The 16634-nt window shown below is 70.2% G+C and carries 14 protein-coding genes; 11 read left to right on the plus strand and 3 right to left on the minus strand.

The window, feature by feature from the left end; all coding sequences use genetic code 11:
- Positions 1 to 4: 4 nt before the first annotated feature.
- Positions 5 to 2590: a metallophosphoesterase gene (locus DEI85_RS02610; protein ID WP_220036869.1), complete on the minus strand. Its 2586-nt coding sequence runs from the start codon at positions 2588 to 2590 to the stop codon at positions 5 to 7.
- 191 nt (positions 2591 to 2781) lie between these two features.
- On the opposite strand from DEI85_RS02610, the gene DEI85_RS02615 reads away from it, so the two are divergent.
- From DEI85_RS02615 to DEI85_RS02630, 4 genes are all read left to right on the plus strand, one after another.
- Positions 2782 to 3756, plus strand: coding sequence for a CPBP family intramembrane glutamic endopeptidase (locus tag DEI85_RS02615; protein WP_111090199.1), 975 nt, complete (start codon positions 2782 to 2784; stop codon positions 3754 to 3756).
- A complete protein-coding gene (locus DEI85_RS02620; RefSeq protein ID WP_111123713.1) occupies positions 3743 to 5146 on the plus strand; it encodes a sensor histidine kinase in 1404 nt (467 codons plus the stop codon). The genes DEI85_RS02615 and DEI85_RS02620 overlap by 14 nt, the downstream gene beginning before the upstream one ends.
- Positions 5143 to 5814: a response regulator gene (locus DEI85_RS02625; RefSeq protein WP_110858793.1), complete on the plus strand. Its 672-nt coding sequence runs from the start codon at positions 5143 to 5145 to the stop codon at positions 5812 to 5814. The genes DEI85_RS02620 and DEI85_RS02625 overlap by 4 nt, the downstream gene beginning before the upstream one ends.
- A gap of 72 nt (positions 5815 to 5886) precedes the next feature.
- Positions 5887 to 6525, plus strand: coding sequence for a TetR/AcrR family transcriptional regulator (locus DEI85_RS02630; protein WP_110858794.1), 639 nt, complete (start codon positions 5887 to 5889; stop codon positions 6523 to 6525).
- 232 nt (positions 6526 to 6757) lie between these two features.
- Here DEI85_RS02630 and DEI85_RS02635 read toward each other — a convergent pair whose 3' ends face one another.
- Positions 6758 to 8041, minus strand: a complete 1284-nt coding sequence (locus DEI85_RS02635; protein ID WP_110858795.1) for a PP2C family protein-serine/threonine phosphatase — start codon at positions 8039 to 8041, stop codon at positions 6758 to 6760.
- An 80-nt stretch (positions 8042 to 8121) separates the two neighbouring features.
- Positions 8122 to 8844: a CPBP family glutamic-type intramembrane protease gene (locus DEI85_RS02640; RefSeq protein WP_110858796.1), complete on the minus strand. Its 723-nt coding sequence runs from the start codon at positions 8842 to 8844 to the stop codon at positions 8122 to 8124.
- 152 nt (positions 8845 to 8996) lie between these two features.
- Between DEI85_RS02640 and DEI85_RS02645 the strand changes: the two genes are divergently transcribed.
- The 7 genes from DEI85_RS02645 (at position 8997) to DEI85_RS02675 (ending at position 16628) form a co-directional block, all read left to right on the plus strand.
- Positions 8997 to 10439, plus strand: a complete 1443-nt coding sequence (locus DEI85_RS02645) for a tyrosine-protein kinase domain-containing protein (RefSeq protein WP_110858797.1) — start codon at positions 8997 to 8999, stop codon at positions 10437 to 10439.
- A 14-nt stretch (positions 10440 to 10453) separates the two neighbouring features.
- Positions 10454 to 11401: a beta propeller repeat protein gene (locus tag DEI85_RS02650; protein ID WP_146238469.1), complete on the plus strand. Its 948-nt coding sequence runs from the start codon at positions 10454 to 10456 to the stop codon at positions 11399 to 11401.
- Positions 11385 to 12881, plus strand: coding sequence for a sugar transferase (locus DEI85_RS02655; RefSeq protein WP_111123712.1), 1497 nt, complete (start codon positions 11385 to 11387; stop codon positions 12879 to 12881). The genes DEI85_RS02650 and DEI85_RS02655 overlap by 17 nt, the downstream gene beginning before the upstream one ends.
- 106 nt (positions 12882 to 12987) lie before the next feature.
- Positions 12988 to 14172, plus strand: coding sequence for a glycosyltransferase (locus DEI85_RS02660; protein ID WP_258376353.1), 1185 nt, complete (start codon positions 12988 to 12990; stop codon positions 14170 to 14172).
- Positions 14169 to 15479 (plus strand): putative colanic acid polymerase WcaD, encoded by a 1311-nt coding sequence (locus tag DEI85_RS02665; protein ID WP_146244739.1) that lies wholly within the window; start codon positions 14169 to 14171, stop codon positions 15477 to 15479. Before DEI85_RS02660 ends, DEI85_RS02665 begins: the two co-directional genes overlap by 4 nt.
- On the plus strand, positions 15421 to 16107 hold the full coding sequence (locus tag DEI85_RS02670) for a glycosyltransferase (RefSeq protein ID WP_181435496.1): 687 nt from the start codon (positions 15421 to 15423) through the stop codon (positions 16105 to 16107). Before DEI85_RS02665 ends, DEI85_RS02670 begins: the two co-directional genes overlap by 59 nt.
- A gap of 191 nt (positions 16108 to 16298) precedes the next feature.
- On the plus strand, positions 16299 to 16628 hold the full coding sequence (locus tag DEI85_RS02675; protein WP_220036870.1) for a serine O-acetyltransferase: 330 nt from the start codon (positions 16299 to 16301) through the stop codon (positions 16626 to 16628).
- The last annotated feature ends 6 nt before the right edge of the window (positions 16629 to 16634 follow it).

A 16634-nucleotide genomic window follows, 5' to 3' on the forward strand; every position in this document is an offset into this window, starting at 1 on the left:
CGTGCTACCGACCGGTGCCGGCGTCCGTTGCGGGGCCGGTCACGCGGGGCAGACCGCCCAGGCGGCGCCGCAGCAGCACCGCTGCGCCGGTCACGAGCAGCAGCAGCGCCGTGACCCCGAGGAGCCCGAGCCCGTGTGCGCCGGTGAAGGCGAGTTCGCCGTCGGCGACCGGGCGGTCACCGGCTCCGGGGACGTCGCCGACCGGGACGGCGGGAGCGTCCGCAGCGCCGTCGCCCGTGCCGCCGTCGCCCGCGCCGGGCGTCTCGTCGCCGGGGGTGCCCGGTGCGGGTGCGTCCGGATCCTCCGGTTCGGCCTCGGCTGGCACCGCGACCGCGAACGCGACCGCCGTCCCGCTCCGGGTGCCGATCGACTGGACCGCCTCGGCCGAGCTGGTCTCGACCGCGCGCACGGCGGCGGCGCGACGGGAGTCGTCGCCGGCCAGCTCGACCGTCCAACCACCGTCGGACCGGACCTCGGTGGTGCCGGTCACCGCGCCGGAGAGCGTGACGGTGGCACCGGGGTGCCCGTCACCGGTGATCGCGGTCGGTACGGCCTGGGTGCCGGGCTCGTCGACGGTGAGCGCGTCGAGGTCGGCGCGGGCGGTCAGCCAGGATTCGGCTCCGATCGGGTGGTCGACCACGCGGGTCTCACCGATGCAGCCGTTCCAGCCGTTCGTGGCGGCGTCGTCGACCCAGTCGCTGCCGAACAGCCACGGCATGCCGTCCTGCACGGTTTGCCCACCGGTGTCGGTGGCGTTGCGGAGAACCGGGGCACCGTCGATGTACATCGTGGTGGTGTGGGCGTCGGCGTCGTTCACGAGGGCGACGTGCAGCCAGCGGCCGGGGATGATCTCGCCGGACCACGCGGTGCGGTCACCCTTCGCGGCGTCCGCGGTGATCTCGGTCCACTGGAACTCCTTGAGGTTCGAGATGCCGAGTGCGGCCGGGGACGCGGTCCAGTCCCAGCGGGTCTGCGGGACGCCGATCTGGGAGCGGTTGCCACTCCGGACGATCGCCTTCGACCACGCGTTCGCGCCGTCGGTCCAGGACGGGTCGACCTCGAGGAACGTCTCGATCGTGTAGCCGTCCGGGAACGTCGCACGGTCGACCGTCGTGTCGCCGGGCGAGGTCAGTGCGCTGAAGCGCTTCGCGGCCTTGTCGGCGTTCGCGAAGCAGAGCCCGGCGCCGTCGGAGGAGAGCGGGTGCGCTTCGTCGACGATCGTGACGTCGGTGTCCTGCGCGGTCGGGGAGCCGGACTCGGCGTGGGTCATGCGGGTGAGGTCGGCGTCACCGACGACGTCGTCCACGGTCGCACCGGGCGCGAGGGTGCCGGGCTCCTGCGCACCGGGACGCCACCAGGCCAGCGTGCCGTCGACCTCGGTGTGGTCGGCACGGCCGCCGGGCAGCTCGGTCGTCACCGGCGGAGCGCCCTCGAACCCGTCGAGCAGCATCTGGCGGGCCCGGTCGATGAGCGGCGGCTCGTCGGCGGATCCGGCGCGGAAGTCCGGTGCGAACCCGGCGAAGCGTGCACGGAAGTCCACCGGCACGGTGTACCGCTGGTTGGCGGCGTCGAGCAGCGGCTGGTCGTAGGACGTCAGGGTCGAGGACGGCTTCCAGGTCACCCACGGCGACGCGGTCTGCATCGCGAGGGTGCCGTTCGTCAGGTCGAACTCCATCAGGCCGAGGTAGCCGTTGCCGCCCTCGTAGTCCATCTGGTGATCGATCAGGACCTGCGTCACCGCGTGCCCCGCCGTGTTCGTGCGGCTCTTCCAGGTGGAGCCGTGGAAGTGCCCGTTGAGGGTCAGGAAGACCTGGTCGTTCGGGGCGATGACGTTCTTCCACAGACGCTCGCCGTAGGCCGTGTCGACCGCGGTGAGGCCGTCGGTGGCGATGTTGATGACCTCGTGCGAGGTCAGGATCGTCGGCAGGGTCGGGTGGGCCGCGATCACCTGGTTCGCCCACGCGAGGGTCTCGTCCGAGGCACGCCACGGCAACGCGAGCGAGAGGAACCGCTGTCCCTCGGCCTCGAACACGTGGAACTGGCTCAGCCCGGTGTGGTCGGTGCCGGACTCGACGGTCGGCTGACCGGTGGCTCGGGACGCCGGGAAGGTCTGCAGGTACGGCTCGGCGGCGAGGTCGTACGAGGTGTCGAACACGGTGTCGGCGGAGTTCCGGACGTCGTGGTTGCCCGTCGTGATGCTGTACGGCAGCCCGGCGTCGTCGAGCACCGACATCGCCCGGTCGGCCGCCTGCCACTCGCCGGCCTGGCCGACCTGGTCGACGACGTCGCCGACGTGCGTGGTGAACGGGATGCGCAGCTCGTCGGCGTGCTCGGCGAGCCACTCCGTCTGCACGTGGAACGGGTCGTCGCCGTAGCGGGGGAGGAACTGCGACGCCGAGTAGCGCGAGTAGAACTGCGTGTCCGGCAGCACCGCGAGGGTGAAGCGGGACGCGAGGTCCTCGGCGGGGACGGGAGCCGCCGCGGCCGGAGCCGGCGCGGCGGTCAGGACGGGGACGCCGACGGCGGCGGCGAGGGCGAGGGCGGTGGCGGCCAGGGCGGGGGATCGATGGCGAGAGCGGTGTGCGGTCACGCGACGATGCTGGTGGCGACGTCTGTCGCGGTGGTTTCCTGAGTGTGACCACAGCGTGAGCGGCAGGCGACCACCACCCCTGCAACGACGGACGGACGGCCCGAACGGCGCTTGCATCCTTCGATGGAACTCGCGCAGGTGCATCCCGAAGCCGGTCGTCCCCGAGCGCGCAGGTTCCTAGCGTCGTGTGCATGACGAACACCACCGAAGTCCGGCCCACCGCCGGCACCGCAGCCCGCGACCGAGGGGGTGTCCGCGGCCTCATCGCCCGGCACCCGCTCGTGTCCTTCTTCACCATGGCACTCGGCCTGAGCTGGCTCGCGTGGGTGCCGTACATCCTGTCGCCGCACGGCATGGGCGTGTGGGACATCCACTTCCCCGAGGTCCTGGGCAGCGCGCAGTTCACGGGCGTCCTGCCCGGGGCACTCCTCGGCCCGTTGGGCAGCGCGTTCATCGTCACGGCGGTCGCCGACGGTCGCGCGGGGCTCCGCCGCTGGGTCGGACGGCTGTTCCGCTGGCGGGTCGCCTGGTACTGGTACGCGCTGGCGCTCGTCGTCGTGCCGGCCCTGATCGTCGTGTCCGCGCTGCCGTTCGCCGGTGGTGACGTGCGGGCACCCTCGGCCCTCGCCTTCGCCATGCTCGTCCCCGGCCTGGTCATCCAGCTGTTCTCGACCGGCCTGAGCGAGGAGCCCGGCTGGCGCGACTTCGCCCTGCCCCGCCTGCAGCACCGCTTCGGGGGCCTCGGAGCGGCCGCGATCCTCGGCCCGATCTGGGCGCTCTGGCACATGCCGCTGTACTTCAGCGACTGGGGCGGCTGGCCGAACGCGCACTGGAGCGAGCCCGTCGTGTTCGCCCTGTTCACCATCACCTTCAACGTCGTGATGATCCAGGTCTTCAACAAGACCCGCGAGAGCCTGCCCCTGGCCCTGCTGCTGCACGTCGGCGTGAACAACACGATCTCGACGCTCTTCCCCGAGATGTACCCGAGCATGACCGCCGGCACGCTGATGATCGGCCTGACCATCATGTCGACGATCGCCGCCGTGGTGCTCCTCGTCGCGACCCGTGGCCGCCTGGGCTACGACCCCGCCCGACGCGCCCTGCCCCTCGACGCACCGGTCCCCACCCGCGCCCGCCTCGTAGGATCCAACGATGGCACCCGCTGAGCACGACGCGCTGCGCGCACCGGCCGAGCCGGCAGCGCAGCCCGAGCCGACAGCGCAGCGCGCGCAACCGGCCCAGCCCGCGCAACCGGCCCAGCCCGCGCAGCGCGCCCGCCGTGCCGACGCCTTCGTCGCCCTCGGCACGGCCGTCGTCGCCCTCGGCCTGCTGCTCGGCCTGCCGCCCCTGGACGCCCTCGAGCCCGACGGTGCCGCCCTGGCGCTGCGGGCGCCCGCACCGTTCACCCTGGCGTGGAGCGTCCTGGCCCTCGGCCTGCTGGTCCAGTCGGCCGCCCTGCTCGCCGCCCGTCGGGCACCGCGCACCGTGCTGATCGTGATCGCCGCCCTGCCGGTGGTGGTCGCGGCGCTCGCTCCGCAGTCGTCCGACCTGTTCGGCCTCACCGCGCTGCCCGTGGTCGTCGCCGTCGTCCTCGCCGCGCTCCGTGTCCCGCTGGACCGCCTGTGGCCGACGCTCCTGGTCGCCGGGGCGCTCGTCGCCGCCGGCAGCGCGGTGCTGTCCGCCGTCGCCGGTGGCGCGTTCCGCGGTGATTTCTCGACGGGCCTGGCGGGGTCGCTCGGACAGGGCGCGCTGCAGGCGATCGGCGCGGTCGGCCTGCCCCTGCTGGTCACCCTGCTGGTGCAGTCCCGCCGCGAGGTCCGCGTCGCCCGCACCGCCGAGGCCAGTGCCGTGAACCGCGAGCAGGACGCCCTGGTCGACGCCGCGGTGTCCCGCGAACGTGCCGCGATGGCCCGTGAGCTCCACGACATCGCCGCCCACCACCTGTCCGGCATCGCGCTGATGGCCGCCGTCATCGACCGGCAGATCGACGCGGACCCGGAGCGTGCCCACGAGGGTGCCCGCCAGGTCCGCGAGCAGAGCACCGCCGTGCTCGAGGACCTCCGCCGCCTGGTCGGCCTGCTCCGCGACGACACCCCGGCGGAGCGCGCCGTCGAGACGGTCGCCGGCATCGTCGACCTGGCCGAACGTGCCCGGTTCCGCAGCGACGTCCGCCTCGACGTGCTGCCGGGTGACCGCCCGCTGGCCGACGGCGTCGGCCCGCTCGCGCAGCTCGCGGCCTACCGCACCGTCCAGGAGGCGCTGGCGAACGCCGCCCTGCACGCCCCGTCCGCCCCGTGCACCGTCACCATCGACGACCGTGACGCGACCCGGGTGGTGATCCGGGTGGAGAACGCACCCGCCACCGTCCCGGCAGCGGGGACCTCTCCCTCGGGCGGCAACGGTCTGCGGGGGATGCGCGAGCGGGCGGACCTGGTCGGGGCGCGCCTCCAGACCGGCCCGACCGCGACCGGTGGATGGCTGGTGGAGCTGGCGCTCGGCCGGGAGGCACCTACCGCACCCGCGCAGGCCGCCGACGGCACCGGGGTGGTCGCGTGATCCGCGTGCTGGTCGCGGACGACCAGCCCCTGGTCCGCGCCGGGGTGTCCGCGCTCCTCGGCGCGGAGCCGGACATCGAGGTGGTCGGCGTGGCCGCCGACGGCGGCGAGGCGCTCGCGCTGGCGCGCGAGACGCGACCCGACGTCGCCTGCCTGGACATCCGGATGCCGGTGATGAACGGCATCGAACTCGCCCGGATCTTCTGCGCACCGGACGCCGATCCGGCGATCCCCGCGCTCATGCTGACGACGTTCGACCTGGACGACTACGTGTTCGGGGCGCTCGAGGCCGGTGCCTCCGGCTTCCTGCTGAAGGACGCCGAGCCGGACACGATCATCGACGCCGTACGGCAGGTCGCCGCCGGCAACGGCACGCTCGACCAGGCCCTGACCCGGCGGGTGCTGCGGGAGTTCGTGTCACGGCGGAGCCTGCAGCCGGTCTCCGGCGACCGGGCCGACGGCGTGCTGACCGCCCGCGAGCGCGAGGTGCTCCTGCTGCTGGCGCAGGGGATGTCGAACGAGGAGATCGCCGCTGCGCTCGTGCTCGAGGTGTCGACCGTCAAGTCGCACCTGGCGCGGATGCTGCCGAAGCTCGGGGTGCGGTCGCGGCTGCAGGCCGTGGTGTGGGCGTACCAGAACCGGATCGTGACGGTGCCGGACCAGCCGTAGGGCCTGTCCGGGGAACGCGCGTTCCCGTTCGGGGGACTGTGCACGGTCACGGGACTTTGCTGGAGTGTATGCATGCACATCGAAGCGCCGCCGGTGACCACCTCCGACGACCCCTCCCTGCGGGGCGAGGTCATCCACGGGATGATCACGGCGTTGCGTTCCCGTCCGCTGCACGAGGTGACCCCCGAGGTCGTCGCGGCTGCGGCCGGTGTGGACACCGACGTCGTCGACCGCACGTTCCCGAGCTGGGACGGTCTGCTGCTCGCCACCATCGACCGGTGGAACGAGGAGCGCACCGTGCCGCTCATGCCCCTGGCCGAACAGCACGGCACCATCCGGTTCCTGCGTGCGATCGTCACCGCGAACGTGGCCGACCCGTCGCTCATGCGGTTCCTGACGGCGACGCTGAACATCGCGGCGTCGCCCGAGCACCCGCTCGCGCCGATGCTGCACGCCCGGTGGCGACGGTTCCACGCCTTCGTGCAGCACGCCCTGGAGCGTGACGTCCTGCTCGGCCGTGAGCCGGGCACGATGGAGCCGGCCCGCGGATCGGAGCAGCTGCTCGCGACCTACGAGGGGCTGCAGCTGCAGTCCATGGTGCGGCCGGAGATGGACCTGCTCGAGGCCTTCGACCGCGCCGTGACGCGCCTGCGCGAGGGCTGGTCCCGCGCGTACGTGCCGCCCCTCTGGGACCTCGACCGGGTCGGTTGACCCTCCGGTGGCCCGTCGGGCCGCCCCCACAGACCGAGGACGCTAGGGCGTCCGAGGGCAGACGCTCACCGTCTGCACGCGTCGCCGCACGATTCGGGTTCGAGCGGCGACGCGTACCAATCTCGGCAGGCGGCGCTCGTTCCGCGCCGTCGGCCGCGGGCGCTCGTTCCGTGCCGTCGGTGGGCGTGCGCTCGTTCCGCGCAGTCAGTCGGCGGTGGCTCGTTCCGCGCCGTCAGTCGGCGCGCATCGCGAGCGGTCGCTCCGTGTCGACCTCGACCGGCTGCCGGCGGATCGCGATCACAGTCACGTCGTCGTCGTGCGGGACCTCGTCGGCGCGGGCCGACAGCGCGAGCACGACCGCGTGCGGGTCGCGGCCGGCGCGGGCGATCTCGGCGACGGACTCGATCGTCTGGTCCAGGTCGTCGTACAGGTCGAGCACGCCGTCACTGAACGAGACGAGCAGGTCACCGGGTTCGAGGGTGCCCTCGGTCGTCGCCCACTCCTCGCGGATGCCGAGCCCCAGCGGCATGTCCCCGGACCGGAGCCGGTCGACGTGCCCGTCGGCGCGCAGCACGAAGCTCAGCCCGTGCCCGGCGTCGGACCACCGGAGGGTGCCGTCGTCGGAGATCCGGGCGTGGAACAACGTGGTGAAGGCGAGGTCCGGTCCGACGCCCTCGGCGGTCAGGCCGTCGGAGGCCCGCTTCAGCGCCTCGGCCGGATCGTCGACCGTCCGAGCACTCCGGAGTGTCGACCGGACCGCCGCGGCGATCAGGCCGGCACCGACGCCCTTGCCCATCACGTCACCGAGGCTCACCGCCACTCCGCTGTTGGTCGGGTACCAGTCGAAGAAGTCACCGCCGACGCTCCGGGCCGGCAGGCAGGCACCGGCGACGACGACGTCGTCGGTGATGCGGCCGGTCGTCGTCGGGAGCAGTGACCGCTGGACCGCTGCTGCCCGGTCGATCTCGGCGCGGACCTTGCCCTCGCGGGCCTCGGCCGACCGCAGGTTCAGGCGCGAACGACGGGAGAGTTCGTGCACGACGACGGCGACCGTGCCGAACACGATCACGACGGCACCGACGCGGACGAGTTCGCTCGGGCCGGGCGGGTCGGTCGGGGTCAGTACGTACGGGGCGAGCATCACGACCAGCAGACCGAGGACCGCGAACACCACGGTCCGACGCCCCTCGAGCGACGCCCACCAGATCACCGGCAGCACCACGAGCGCCGTGAACACCGAGGCACCCGCCCCCGTCCCGGTGCGCAGCAGTGCGATCGTCAGGAAGTCGACGGTCAGCAGGATCGGCACCACCCAGGCCGCGCGGCGCACGAGCGTGGGGATCGCGCTCAGCAGGGTCGCGACGACCATGCCGACGACGCTCGCGACGAACAGGTCGTGCTCGGTGATCACCAGCGACGGCATCACGACGCTGAGGAACGCCGACAGCGCCAACAGGCCGCTGATCGGAGCCTGACGGACGAGCGGGTTGTCGACGATGCTGGTTGGGCGAATCATGCTCAGTGCAGGCTAGTGGAACGGGGTCGTCGCTGCCCGGTGACGGTCCCGCCCTCGTCTGGGAAAGCAGCCCCGGACGCTCAGCGCGGCCAGGTGGCGACGACCGCGACGGCGTTGAACAGCACGTGCGCCAGGATCGCGCCGCCGATGCGGTCGGTCATCGCGACGAGCGTGCCGGTGAGCAGGCCGAGCAGGAACGTCGTCACGAACACCTGGAACCCGCCGAGCGACGTGCCACCCGCACCGAGCAGCAGGTGGAGCAGCGCGAACAGGAACGCCGTGACCAGCACCGCGAGGAACCGGGTGCGTGGCGTGAGCTCGGCGGCGAGCCGGCGCTGGAACAGCCCGCGGAACACCACTTCTTCGAGCACGGGGCTGACGACGACGATGCCGATCGCCGACACGAGCAGCAGCCCGACGTCGGGCGTGCCGAGCGTCGGTGCCGGGACCAGCCCGGTCGACCCCGTGAACGCGATCGACAGGAAAACATCCACCGCGCGGCACACGATCACGATGCCGATCGCGAAGACCACGATCCCGAGGTCGAGCCGCAGGCGGGACACCATCGCCGAACGCGGGGTCCGACGGAGCACCACGGCGGCCGCGACGACGAGCGGCAGCCACACGGCGGCGTCCGCGGCGAGCACCTGCAGGACCGGCGAGGGGATGCCCCCAGTCCGGGTGACCTGTCCGACGATCCGGGTCAGGATCACGGCGACGCCGAGTGCGACGAGGATGACGATGAGGTCCCGCTGTCGCCGCACGCTGGGCTCGGTGGTGGTCTTGGCCGACTCGGAGCGCATGGGGCCACCGTAGAGGACACTGCGCGCCGGATGGCGACTTCCCCCGAGCAGTGCTCGTTCCTGTGGCACTATTTGTATGCCGTGCGCTGGGAGTACCCCGGCGTGCCTGTGTCGGGACCACGGGGACGGTTGGGATCGGGGAAGGCAAAGGCGTGGAACTCCGCGACTACATCACGGTGCTCCGCAAGGGATGGGTGCTGATCGTCGTACTCGCCCTGGTGGGAGTGGCCGCAGCCGCAGGGTTCTCCCTGCTGAAGAAGCCGGTCTACTCGGCATCGGCGCAGGTCTTCGTCTCCACGGAGACGTCCGGCAGTGCGAGCGACCTGGCCCAGGGCAACACCTTCACCCAGCAGCGGGTGCTGACGTACTCGAACCTGGTGTCGACGCCGATCGTGCTGCTGCCGGTCATCTCGTCGCTCGGGCTCGACATGAACGCGGACCAGCTCGCGACGATGGTGTCGGCGACGGCGCCGACGAGCACCACCCTCATCTCCATCTCGGTGGAGGGCACCGACCCGGTGCAGGCTGCCGACATCGCGAACGCGACCTCGCAGAGCCTGACCAACGTCGTGCAGGACATCGAGGCCACCGACGCGAGTGGCAAGAGCACGGTCAAGCTCACCCGCGTGAAGCAGGCCGACGTGCCGAGCGTCCCGGTCAGCCCGAACGTGCCCGTCAACGTCGCGCTCGGGCTGCTCGTCGGGCTCGCTCTGGGCATCGGGATCGCCGTGCTGCGCGAGACCCTCGACAACCGGGTCCGTACCGAACTCGACGTCGAGAAGATCAGCGACAAGCCCGTCGTCGGCGGGATCGCCTACGACGCCAAGGCCGCCGAGCGCCCGCTCATCGTGCAGGTCGACCCGCGCAGTCCCCGAGCCGAGTCGTTCCGCACGCTCCGCACCAACCTGCAGTTCCTCGACATCGGCAGCGGTGCTCGCACCTTCGTCATGACGTCGTCGATGCAGTCCGAGGGCAAGAGCACCACCGTCGCGAACCTGGCGATCGCCCTGGACAGTGCCGGGTTCCGCGTGATCCTGATCGACGCCGACCTGCGCCGCCCCCGCGTCGCCGAGTACATGGACGTCGAGGGCAACGCCGGCCTGACGGACGTGCTCATCGGCCGCGCTGACCTGGAGGACGTCGCTCACCCCTGGGGTCGTGGCAAGCTCGTCGTCCTGCCCGCCGGCCCGATCCCGCCGAACCCGTCAGAGCTGCTCGGGTCGCGCGCCATGCAGGACCTGATCGAACGGCTCGAGCAGCAGTTCGACTACGTCCTCTTCGACGCTCCGCCGCTGCTGCCCGTCACCGACGCGGCGATCCTGGCGAAGAAGGCCTCCGGCGCGATCGTCGCGGTCGCCTCGGGGCAGACGCTGAAGGGCCAGCTCGCCGCTGCCGTCGCGACCCTCGAGAACGTCGGCGCTCCGGTCTCCGGCTTCGTCATCACCAAGATGCCGCTCAAGGGCCCCGGCGCCTACGGCTACGGCCGGTACGGCTACGGGTACGGCTACGGCCAGGACGAGGACGCCGCCGCGACGGTCAACCCGCCCAAGCGGGTCGGCAAGAAGCTGAGCGTGCTCCGCCGCGCCGGACGCTGAACGGGGACACTCACATGAAGACTCGCCGGGGGACCCGAAGCCTCGGCCGGGCACTGCCTCGGACCACGCTCATCCTGGTGGCCGTCGTGGTGGCGGCGCTGGTCGTCATCGACGTGGTGCTCGTCGCGCTCGCCCTCGGTCGCACGGCGCCCGAGGAGAACGGACCCGCGGGTCCCATCCCCACCTTCACGGGGACGCCCGACCGGCGCGAGACACCGCGGCCGAGTGCGTCTGCCGACGCGGACGCCGCGTCAACCGAGCAGCAGGGTCGCCGTCTGTTGGCAGCGGTCGACGGCCAGGAGGCGTGGCGTGCGTCCGGTGGGTCGTGCGGCGGCCCGCGGCCGGTTCTGGAACACTCCGTGGACGGCGGGGCGACGTGGGTTCCGGTGGGACTCGGGACGGATGTGCGATCGCTCATGGCGATCCGGGCCTCCGGTGCGGAGCTCTCGATCCTGGCGGGTGTCGGCGACGACTGCACCACGACGGCGCGGACCAGCACCGACGCCGGCGTGACGTGGGAAGCCGGGGCGCCCGGCGCCGCTGGCGCCGGCATCAGTGCCGACGGCGTGGTGCTCTCGAAGGGGACCGTCCAGGCGCCGTGCACCGACCCGATCGAGGCGTTCCAGGGGCAGCAGACCGCGGTCGTCATCTGCGACGGCCAACTCGAGTGGCGCACCGGTGAGGGAGCCTGGGTCGACGTGCCGATGGGCGGCGTGCGCTCGATCGCCGTCGACGGCAGCGACTACACACTGGCCCGCGTGGGGGTCGCGTCGTGCGACGGCGTGCAGCTCGTGACGATGCCCGCCGCCGGGGTGACGCCGAGCACCCCCGTCACGCCGGTCGGTTGCGCCGACGGCGCGGACACCGACGACACCGTCACCATCGACCGTGCCGGCCAGGACGTGTGGCTGTGGGACGGCACGACCGTCCGGGTGTCGTCGGACGGTGGGGCGACGTGGTGACCGGGTCGTCCTCGTGACGGCGGACGCGCTCCGCGCACCGCGCGCCATCGGAGCCACCGACGAGTGGAGCCGCACGTACTCGCGCCGCGTGCTCTTCACCGACCTGCTGGCCCTGATCTGGGTCGTCTTCGGCGTGCAGATCGCCTGGCTCGGACTCGAGTCGAACCTGGCGACCAACACCGCCGACCTGCGACTGAGCTACTCCGCGATCTCCATCGTGGTGATCGTCGTGTGGATGAGCGCACTCGCCCTGTACGACACCCGCGGTGCCCGGGTGATCGGCGTCGGCAGCACCGAGTACCGCCTGGTCGCGGACTCCAGCGTCCGCGTGTTCGGCCTGCTCGCCATCGCAGCGTTCCTGCTGCACGTCGACCTTGCGCGCGGCTACGTGCTCATCGCGTTCCCGATCGGGATCCTCGTCCTCCTGCTGTCCCGGTGGATGTGGCGCCAGTGGCTCGTGGCCCAGCGTCAGCGGGGCGCCTACTCCGCGACGGTGCTGCTGGTCGGGTCACCGGCCAGCGTGCTGCACATCGGCCGCGAACTCGCGCGTTCCCCCGAAGCCGGCTACCGCGTGGTCGGCGCCGTGGTGTCGACGAACCACCGCGGTCTGCTGGCCGGTTCGACCATCCAGAGCCACGGCGGCTTGGACGACGTCGGGTCCGCGCTGCGCGAGACCGGTGCCGACACCGTCGTGATCACGAGTTCCGACGACCTGCCGCCGGAGCGCGTCCGGCAACTCAGCTGGTCGCTCGAGCCGGGCCGACAGCACCTGGTGGTCGCACCGAGCCTGACCGACATCGGTGGCCCCCGCATCCACACCCGGCCGGTGCAGGGCCTGCCGCTCATCCACGTCGAGACACCGACGTACTCGGGGCGCAAGCTCTACACGAAGCGCGCCTTCGACCTGATCGGTGCAGGGCTGCTCGTCGTCGTCCTGTCGCCGCTGCTCCTCGTGCTGGCCGTGCTGGTGAAGACCACCTCGACCGGTCCGGTCTTCTTCCGGCAGGAGCGCGTCGGCCTGAACGGCAGCACCTTCCGGATGATCAAGTTCCGCTCGATGGTCGTCGACGCCGAGGAACGCCTGCAGGAGCTCAGCGCACTCGACCGGGCCGAGGGCAACGACGTCCTGTTCAAGATGCGGAACGACCCCCGGGTCACCCGGGTCGGCGGGTTCATGCGCCGCTACAGCCTCGACGAAGTGCCGCAGCTGTTCAACGTCCTGGCCGGCAGCATGTCGCTCGTCGGACCCCGGCCGCCGCTCTCGCGCGAGGTCGCCCGCTACGACACCCACGTCCACCGTCGGTTCCTGGTGAAGCCGGGCATGACCGGGCTCTGGCAGGTGAGCGGTCGATCCGACCTGTCGTGGGAGGATTCCGTGCGGCTGGATCTGTACTACGTGGAGAACTGGTCGATCACGGGCGATCTCGTGGTCCTCTGGCGGACTGCCAAAGCCGTCTGGCAATCGCAGGGAGCGTACTGATGGCGTCTCTTCCCGTGTCTTCCCGCTCCGCGGTGCCCGCTTCGGCAACTGCGGAACGACGTCCCGAGAGCAGCGACGGTCCCGCACCGGAGAAAGGCCCGTCGACGTGACCGAGGTGCTCCAGATCAACGTCCGCCTCAGCGAGGGCGGTGCGGCAGGGGTGGCACGCACCCTCCACGACGGGCTGCGCGCGAGGGGAATCGGCGCCAGATTCGCCTACGGGTACGCGAAGGGCGGAGGCTCTTCGCCTCTCGAAGCTGAGTACGAAGCCATTCGACTCGCCTCGGCGCCGCGGGCCGCGCTGAACCTCGCCGCCCACCAGCTCGTCGGGACCGAGGTGATCAATCCGCCTCGCTCGCAGCGAGCATCTTTGCTGCGCGAAGTACGCAAGAGCGACGTGGTGCATCTTCACGCCATCCACAGCTACATGATGCCGCCCTTGGACCTGCTCGCGCTGATTGCGAACGAGGGGAAACCCATCGTGTGGACGATGCACGATCAATGGGCCATGACCGGCCGGTGTGCGCAACCCGGGACTTGCACGGGCTGGGAAGGCGGCTGTGACCCATGCCCGTTCCTGTCAGCCTACCCGCCAGCCAAGATCGATCGTGCGGCGTCAATGTTCGTTGCACGCCGTGAGGCCATAGATGAGGTTCGTGCCACCGTCCCGCTGAAGATCGTGGCCTGCGCATCCTGGCTTGCGGATGAAATGGAGGCGGGCGGGTTCTCCGACGTGAGCACGATCACGAACTCTGTGGATCCGCAGTTCTGGTCGCTGGCGCAGGAGCAGAGCCCCGGGGAGCAGGTCGATGGCCAAGCGCGATTCCTGTTCATGTGCCGAGACCTCCGTGACCGCGCCAAGGTCGATTGGGGCCTCCTGGAGGAGATTGCTCGCATCGCCCCGGGCCGGCTGACGATCGTGGGAGATAACGCGCCGTCGCCGATCGCGAACGCACTGATGCTTGGAGCGATCACGGAACGTTCGGAGATGTACCGCTTGATGCGTGAACACTCGCATCTCGTGTTCTCGTCGGCCGTCGACTACTACCCGCTGACGATCGTCGAAGCGCTGACGGCTGGCATGTCCGTCGTCGCAGCTGATTCCAGGGCCGCGCGCGAGTTCGGCTGGTCGCAGAACGTGAGGATCGTGGGTGAACGAGCCCGGTGGGCGGAGGCAATCGGGTCGGCTGTCCCGCTCGGCGCCATCGCACCCACAGAGGTCACACGCTTCTCACCTGACCGGATGATCGACGACTATCTCGGTCTCTACCAAAGCGTGCTCGGCGCATGAACAACGGGTACCGGGCGTTCGTGAGCCTGTTGACCGCAGCCTTCGTGATCTTCGAGCACTTCCAGGTGGCCCAGGTTGGCGACTACCCGATAACGCTGGGTCTCTTCCTCGGGATAACGCTCGTGATCGCCGTCAGTACGAGGGTGCCGATCAGCAACGCCATCGTCGCGCTCGGGATCGCGGTCGTGCCGAACGCGTTGGTTCAGATAGCAGCTCCGTCCACCCGTGAAGGTTCGCTTTCCTTCTTCCAGACGTTGGCCCTCTTCGTGTTTGCGGCGGTCATCCTTTCCCAATGCAAGCGCGGCACAGTCCGAGCTGAAGCGGTACCAGCCATGCTGCGAGGTGCCTTCATCGCGCTGATCGTCGTCGTCGGACTCTGCCTTCTGCAAGTCGCAACGGGCGCACGAGGTTCCGTTCAGTGGTTCAACCCCTTCGGAGAGCACCAGTACCTCTACCAGTACGACCCCCACCTCGAGTTCAACCCAATTCCGCGGGCAGCGGGCTTCTATCTCGAGCCGTCATACGCCGCGTTCGTGATCGGATCCCTCGCCGTCGCGCTCCTTGCTCAGGGGTATCGGAAGCTGCCAGTTTGGGTGCTCGCCGGCGCAGGGCTCCTCGCCGTCAGGTCCGCGACAGGGCTGATCCTCTTCGGTGTCGTAGCCCTGGTTGTCATCTTCGTCGGGAAGAGTCGGCTCAAGCTCGTCGCTCTGGGCGTTCTGGTGGCTTTGACAGTGATCGCGCTGCCGTACCTAGCCGGCAGATTGGATTCGACCTTCACCGCGGGATCGAGCGCCTACTACCGCTTGATCGGGCCACTCCGGATCCTCGGTGACACGCTCGTGCACTTCCCGCTCGGACACCCGTACGGATCGCTGCGAAACACCGTGGCGGACTACGGCATCCTCAACGGAGCGGCTGCTGGCGACTCGCTCGACAACGGCTTCTACGTGATCGTGTTCTACTTCGGCTGGCTCGGCTTGACCGCGTCCATTGCGCTGGCACTCTGGGCGCTCGTCGCCCTCGGCCGTGGGCTCCACACGGGATCGATCGAGCAGGCCACCATCCCGGTCTGGGTCGTCGGAAGCCTGTTGTTCTCTGGTGGCATCATGTTGCCGGAGTACGTCTTCACCCTGTGGGTGATCTTCGCCACCCGGCAACAAAGCCGATCCTTGATCCCAGGAGAGAGCGGTTCTGCACTTGCCTCCGAAGCTGTCGATAATCACCGTTACGTACAAGGACGACGAGGGATTGAAGCGGACCGCGGCTTCGCTCGAGGGCCTGCTCAAGGAGTCGGGCCGAGCTTGTGAGCTCATCATCGTCGATGGCGGGATGTCGGCGGGAACAGCGCAACGGGCCGAAGACCTCGGCGACTCAGTACGCCTCATCTCAGAGCCGGACACTGGCATCTACGACGCGATGAACAAGGGCATGGCCGTCGCGAACGGCGACCACCTATGGTTCTTGAACGGCGGTGACGAGTGCCTTGTTCGCTGGTCGCAGCTGTCCGTCATCCTCGGGGCACACGCGGGCTCGGTGGTCCTCGCGGACTTCGTCCTCGCCTCCGGCGAGCGCGAACACACCCGCGCCACGCGATCGCCCCGCTCGCTCTGGCACGCGTTACCGACTTCGCATCAAGCGATCTTCTATCCTCGCGCACAAGTCAGTGTTCGCTACGACGAGAGCTTTCGGGTCGCTGCAGATTACGACTTCACGGCCAGGCTCTACGCCTCGGGTGTTCCGTTCGTCGTCGAGCATGTCGCGGTCGCGCGATTCCACCTCGACGGTACGTCGACCCAGCACGGGAAACTCATCGGCGCCGAAGCACGTCGGGTCCAGCGGGACACTCTCGCCGTGCATCCGGCCGTGTCGTTCCTGAGCGGCCTTCGTCACCGTGCCGCACGCAGGTATCGGTCCATGCTCTCGAGAGGACAATGATGTCGTTCTACGGCAGCGCCAGCGCAAGGCGGGAAGAGGCTGCTCTTTTCGGGGGGCATCCGTGGCTTCTCCAGCCCGGTTACTGGGCACTCCGCGTCTACCGGTTCGGCCGGTACACGCTGCACGTGAGGGGAATTCGAGGAAGGATCTTGCACGCCCTGTACTTCCCTTTGTACAACGCAGTCCGACTCGTGACCGGCATCGACATCCCGCGAACCGTGGAGATCGGGCCGAGATTGATGATCCACCACTTCGGCGGGATCATCATCCACCCACAAGCGCAGATCGGGGCTGACTGCGTGCTCCGGCACGGCGTGACGATCGGAGAACGTCGCGAAGGTGGTGGAGTACCGATCATCGAGGACAACGTGACCTTCGGCGCCTACGCGCAAGTGTTCGGACCGATCCGGGTCGGCTCCGGTGCCACGCTCGCGGCGATGGCTGTCGTCATCGATGATGTCGCGCCTGGGACGACGGTCATCGGTGCGCCTGCGAAGCCGACCGGACGTCGCGATGCCTAGATTGAC

The sequence above is a fragment of the Curtobacterium sp. MCBD17_026 genome (genome assembly GCF_003234895.2).
Classification (GTDB): Bacteria; Actinomycetota; Actinomycetes; order Actinomycetales; family Microbacteriaceae; genus Curtobacterium; species Curtobacterium flaccumfaciens.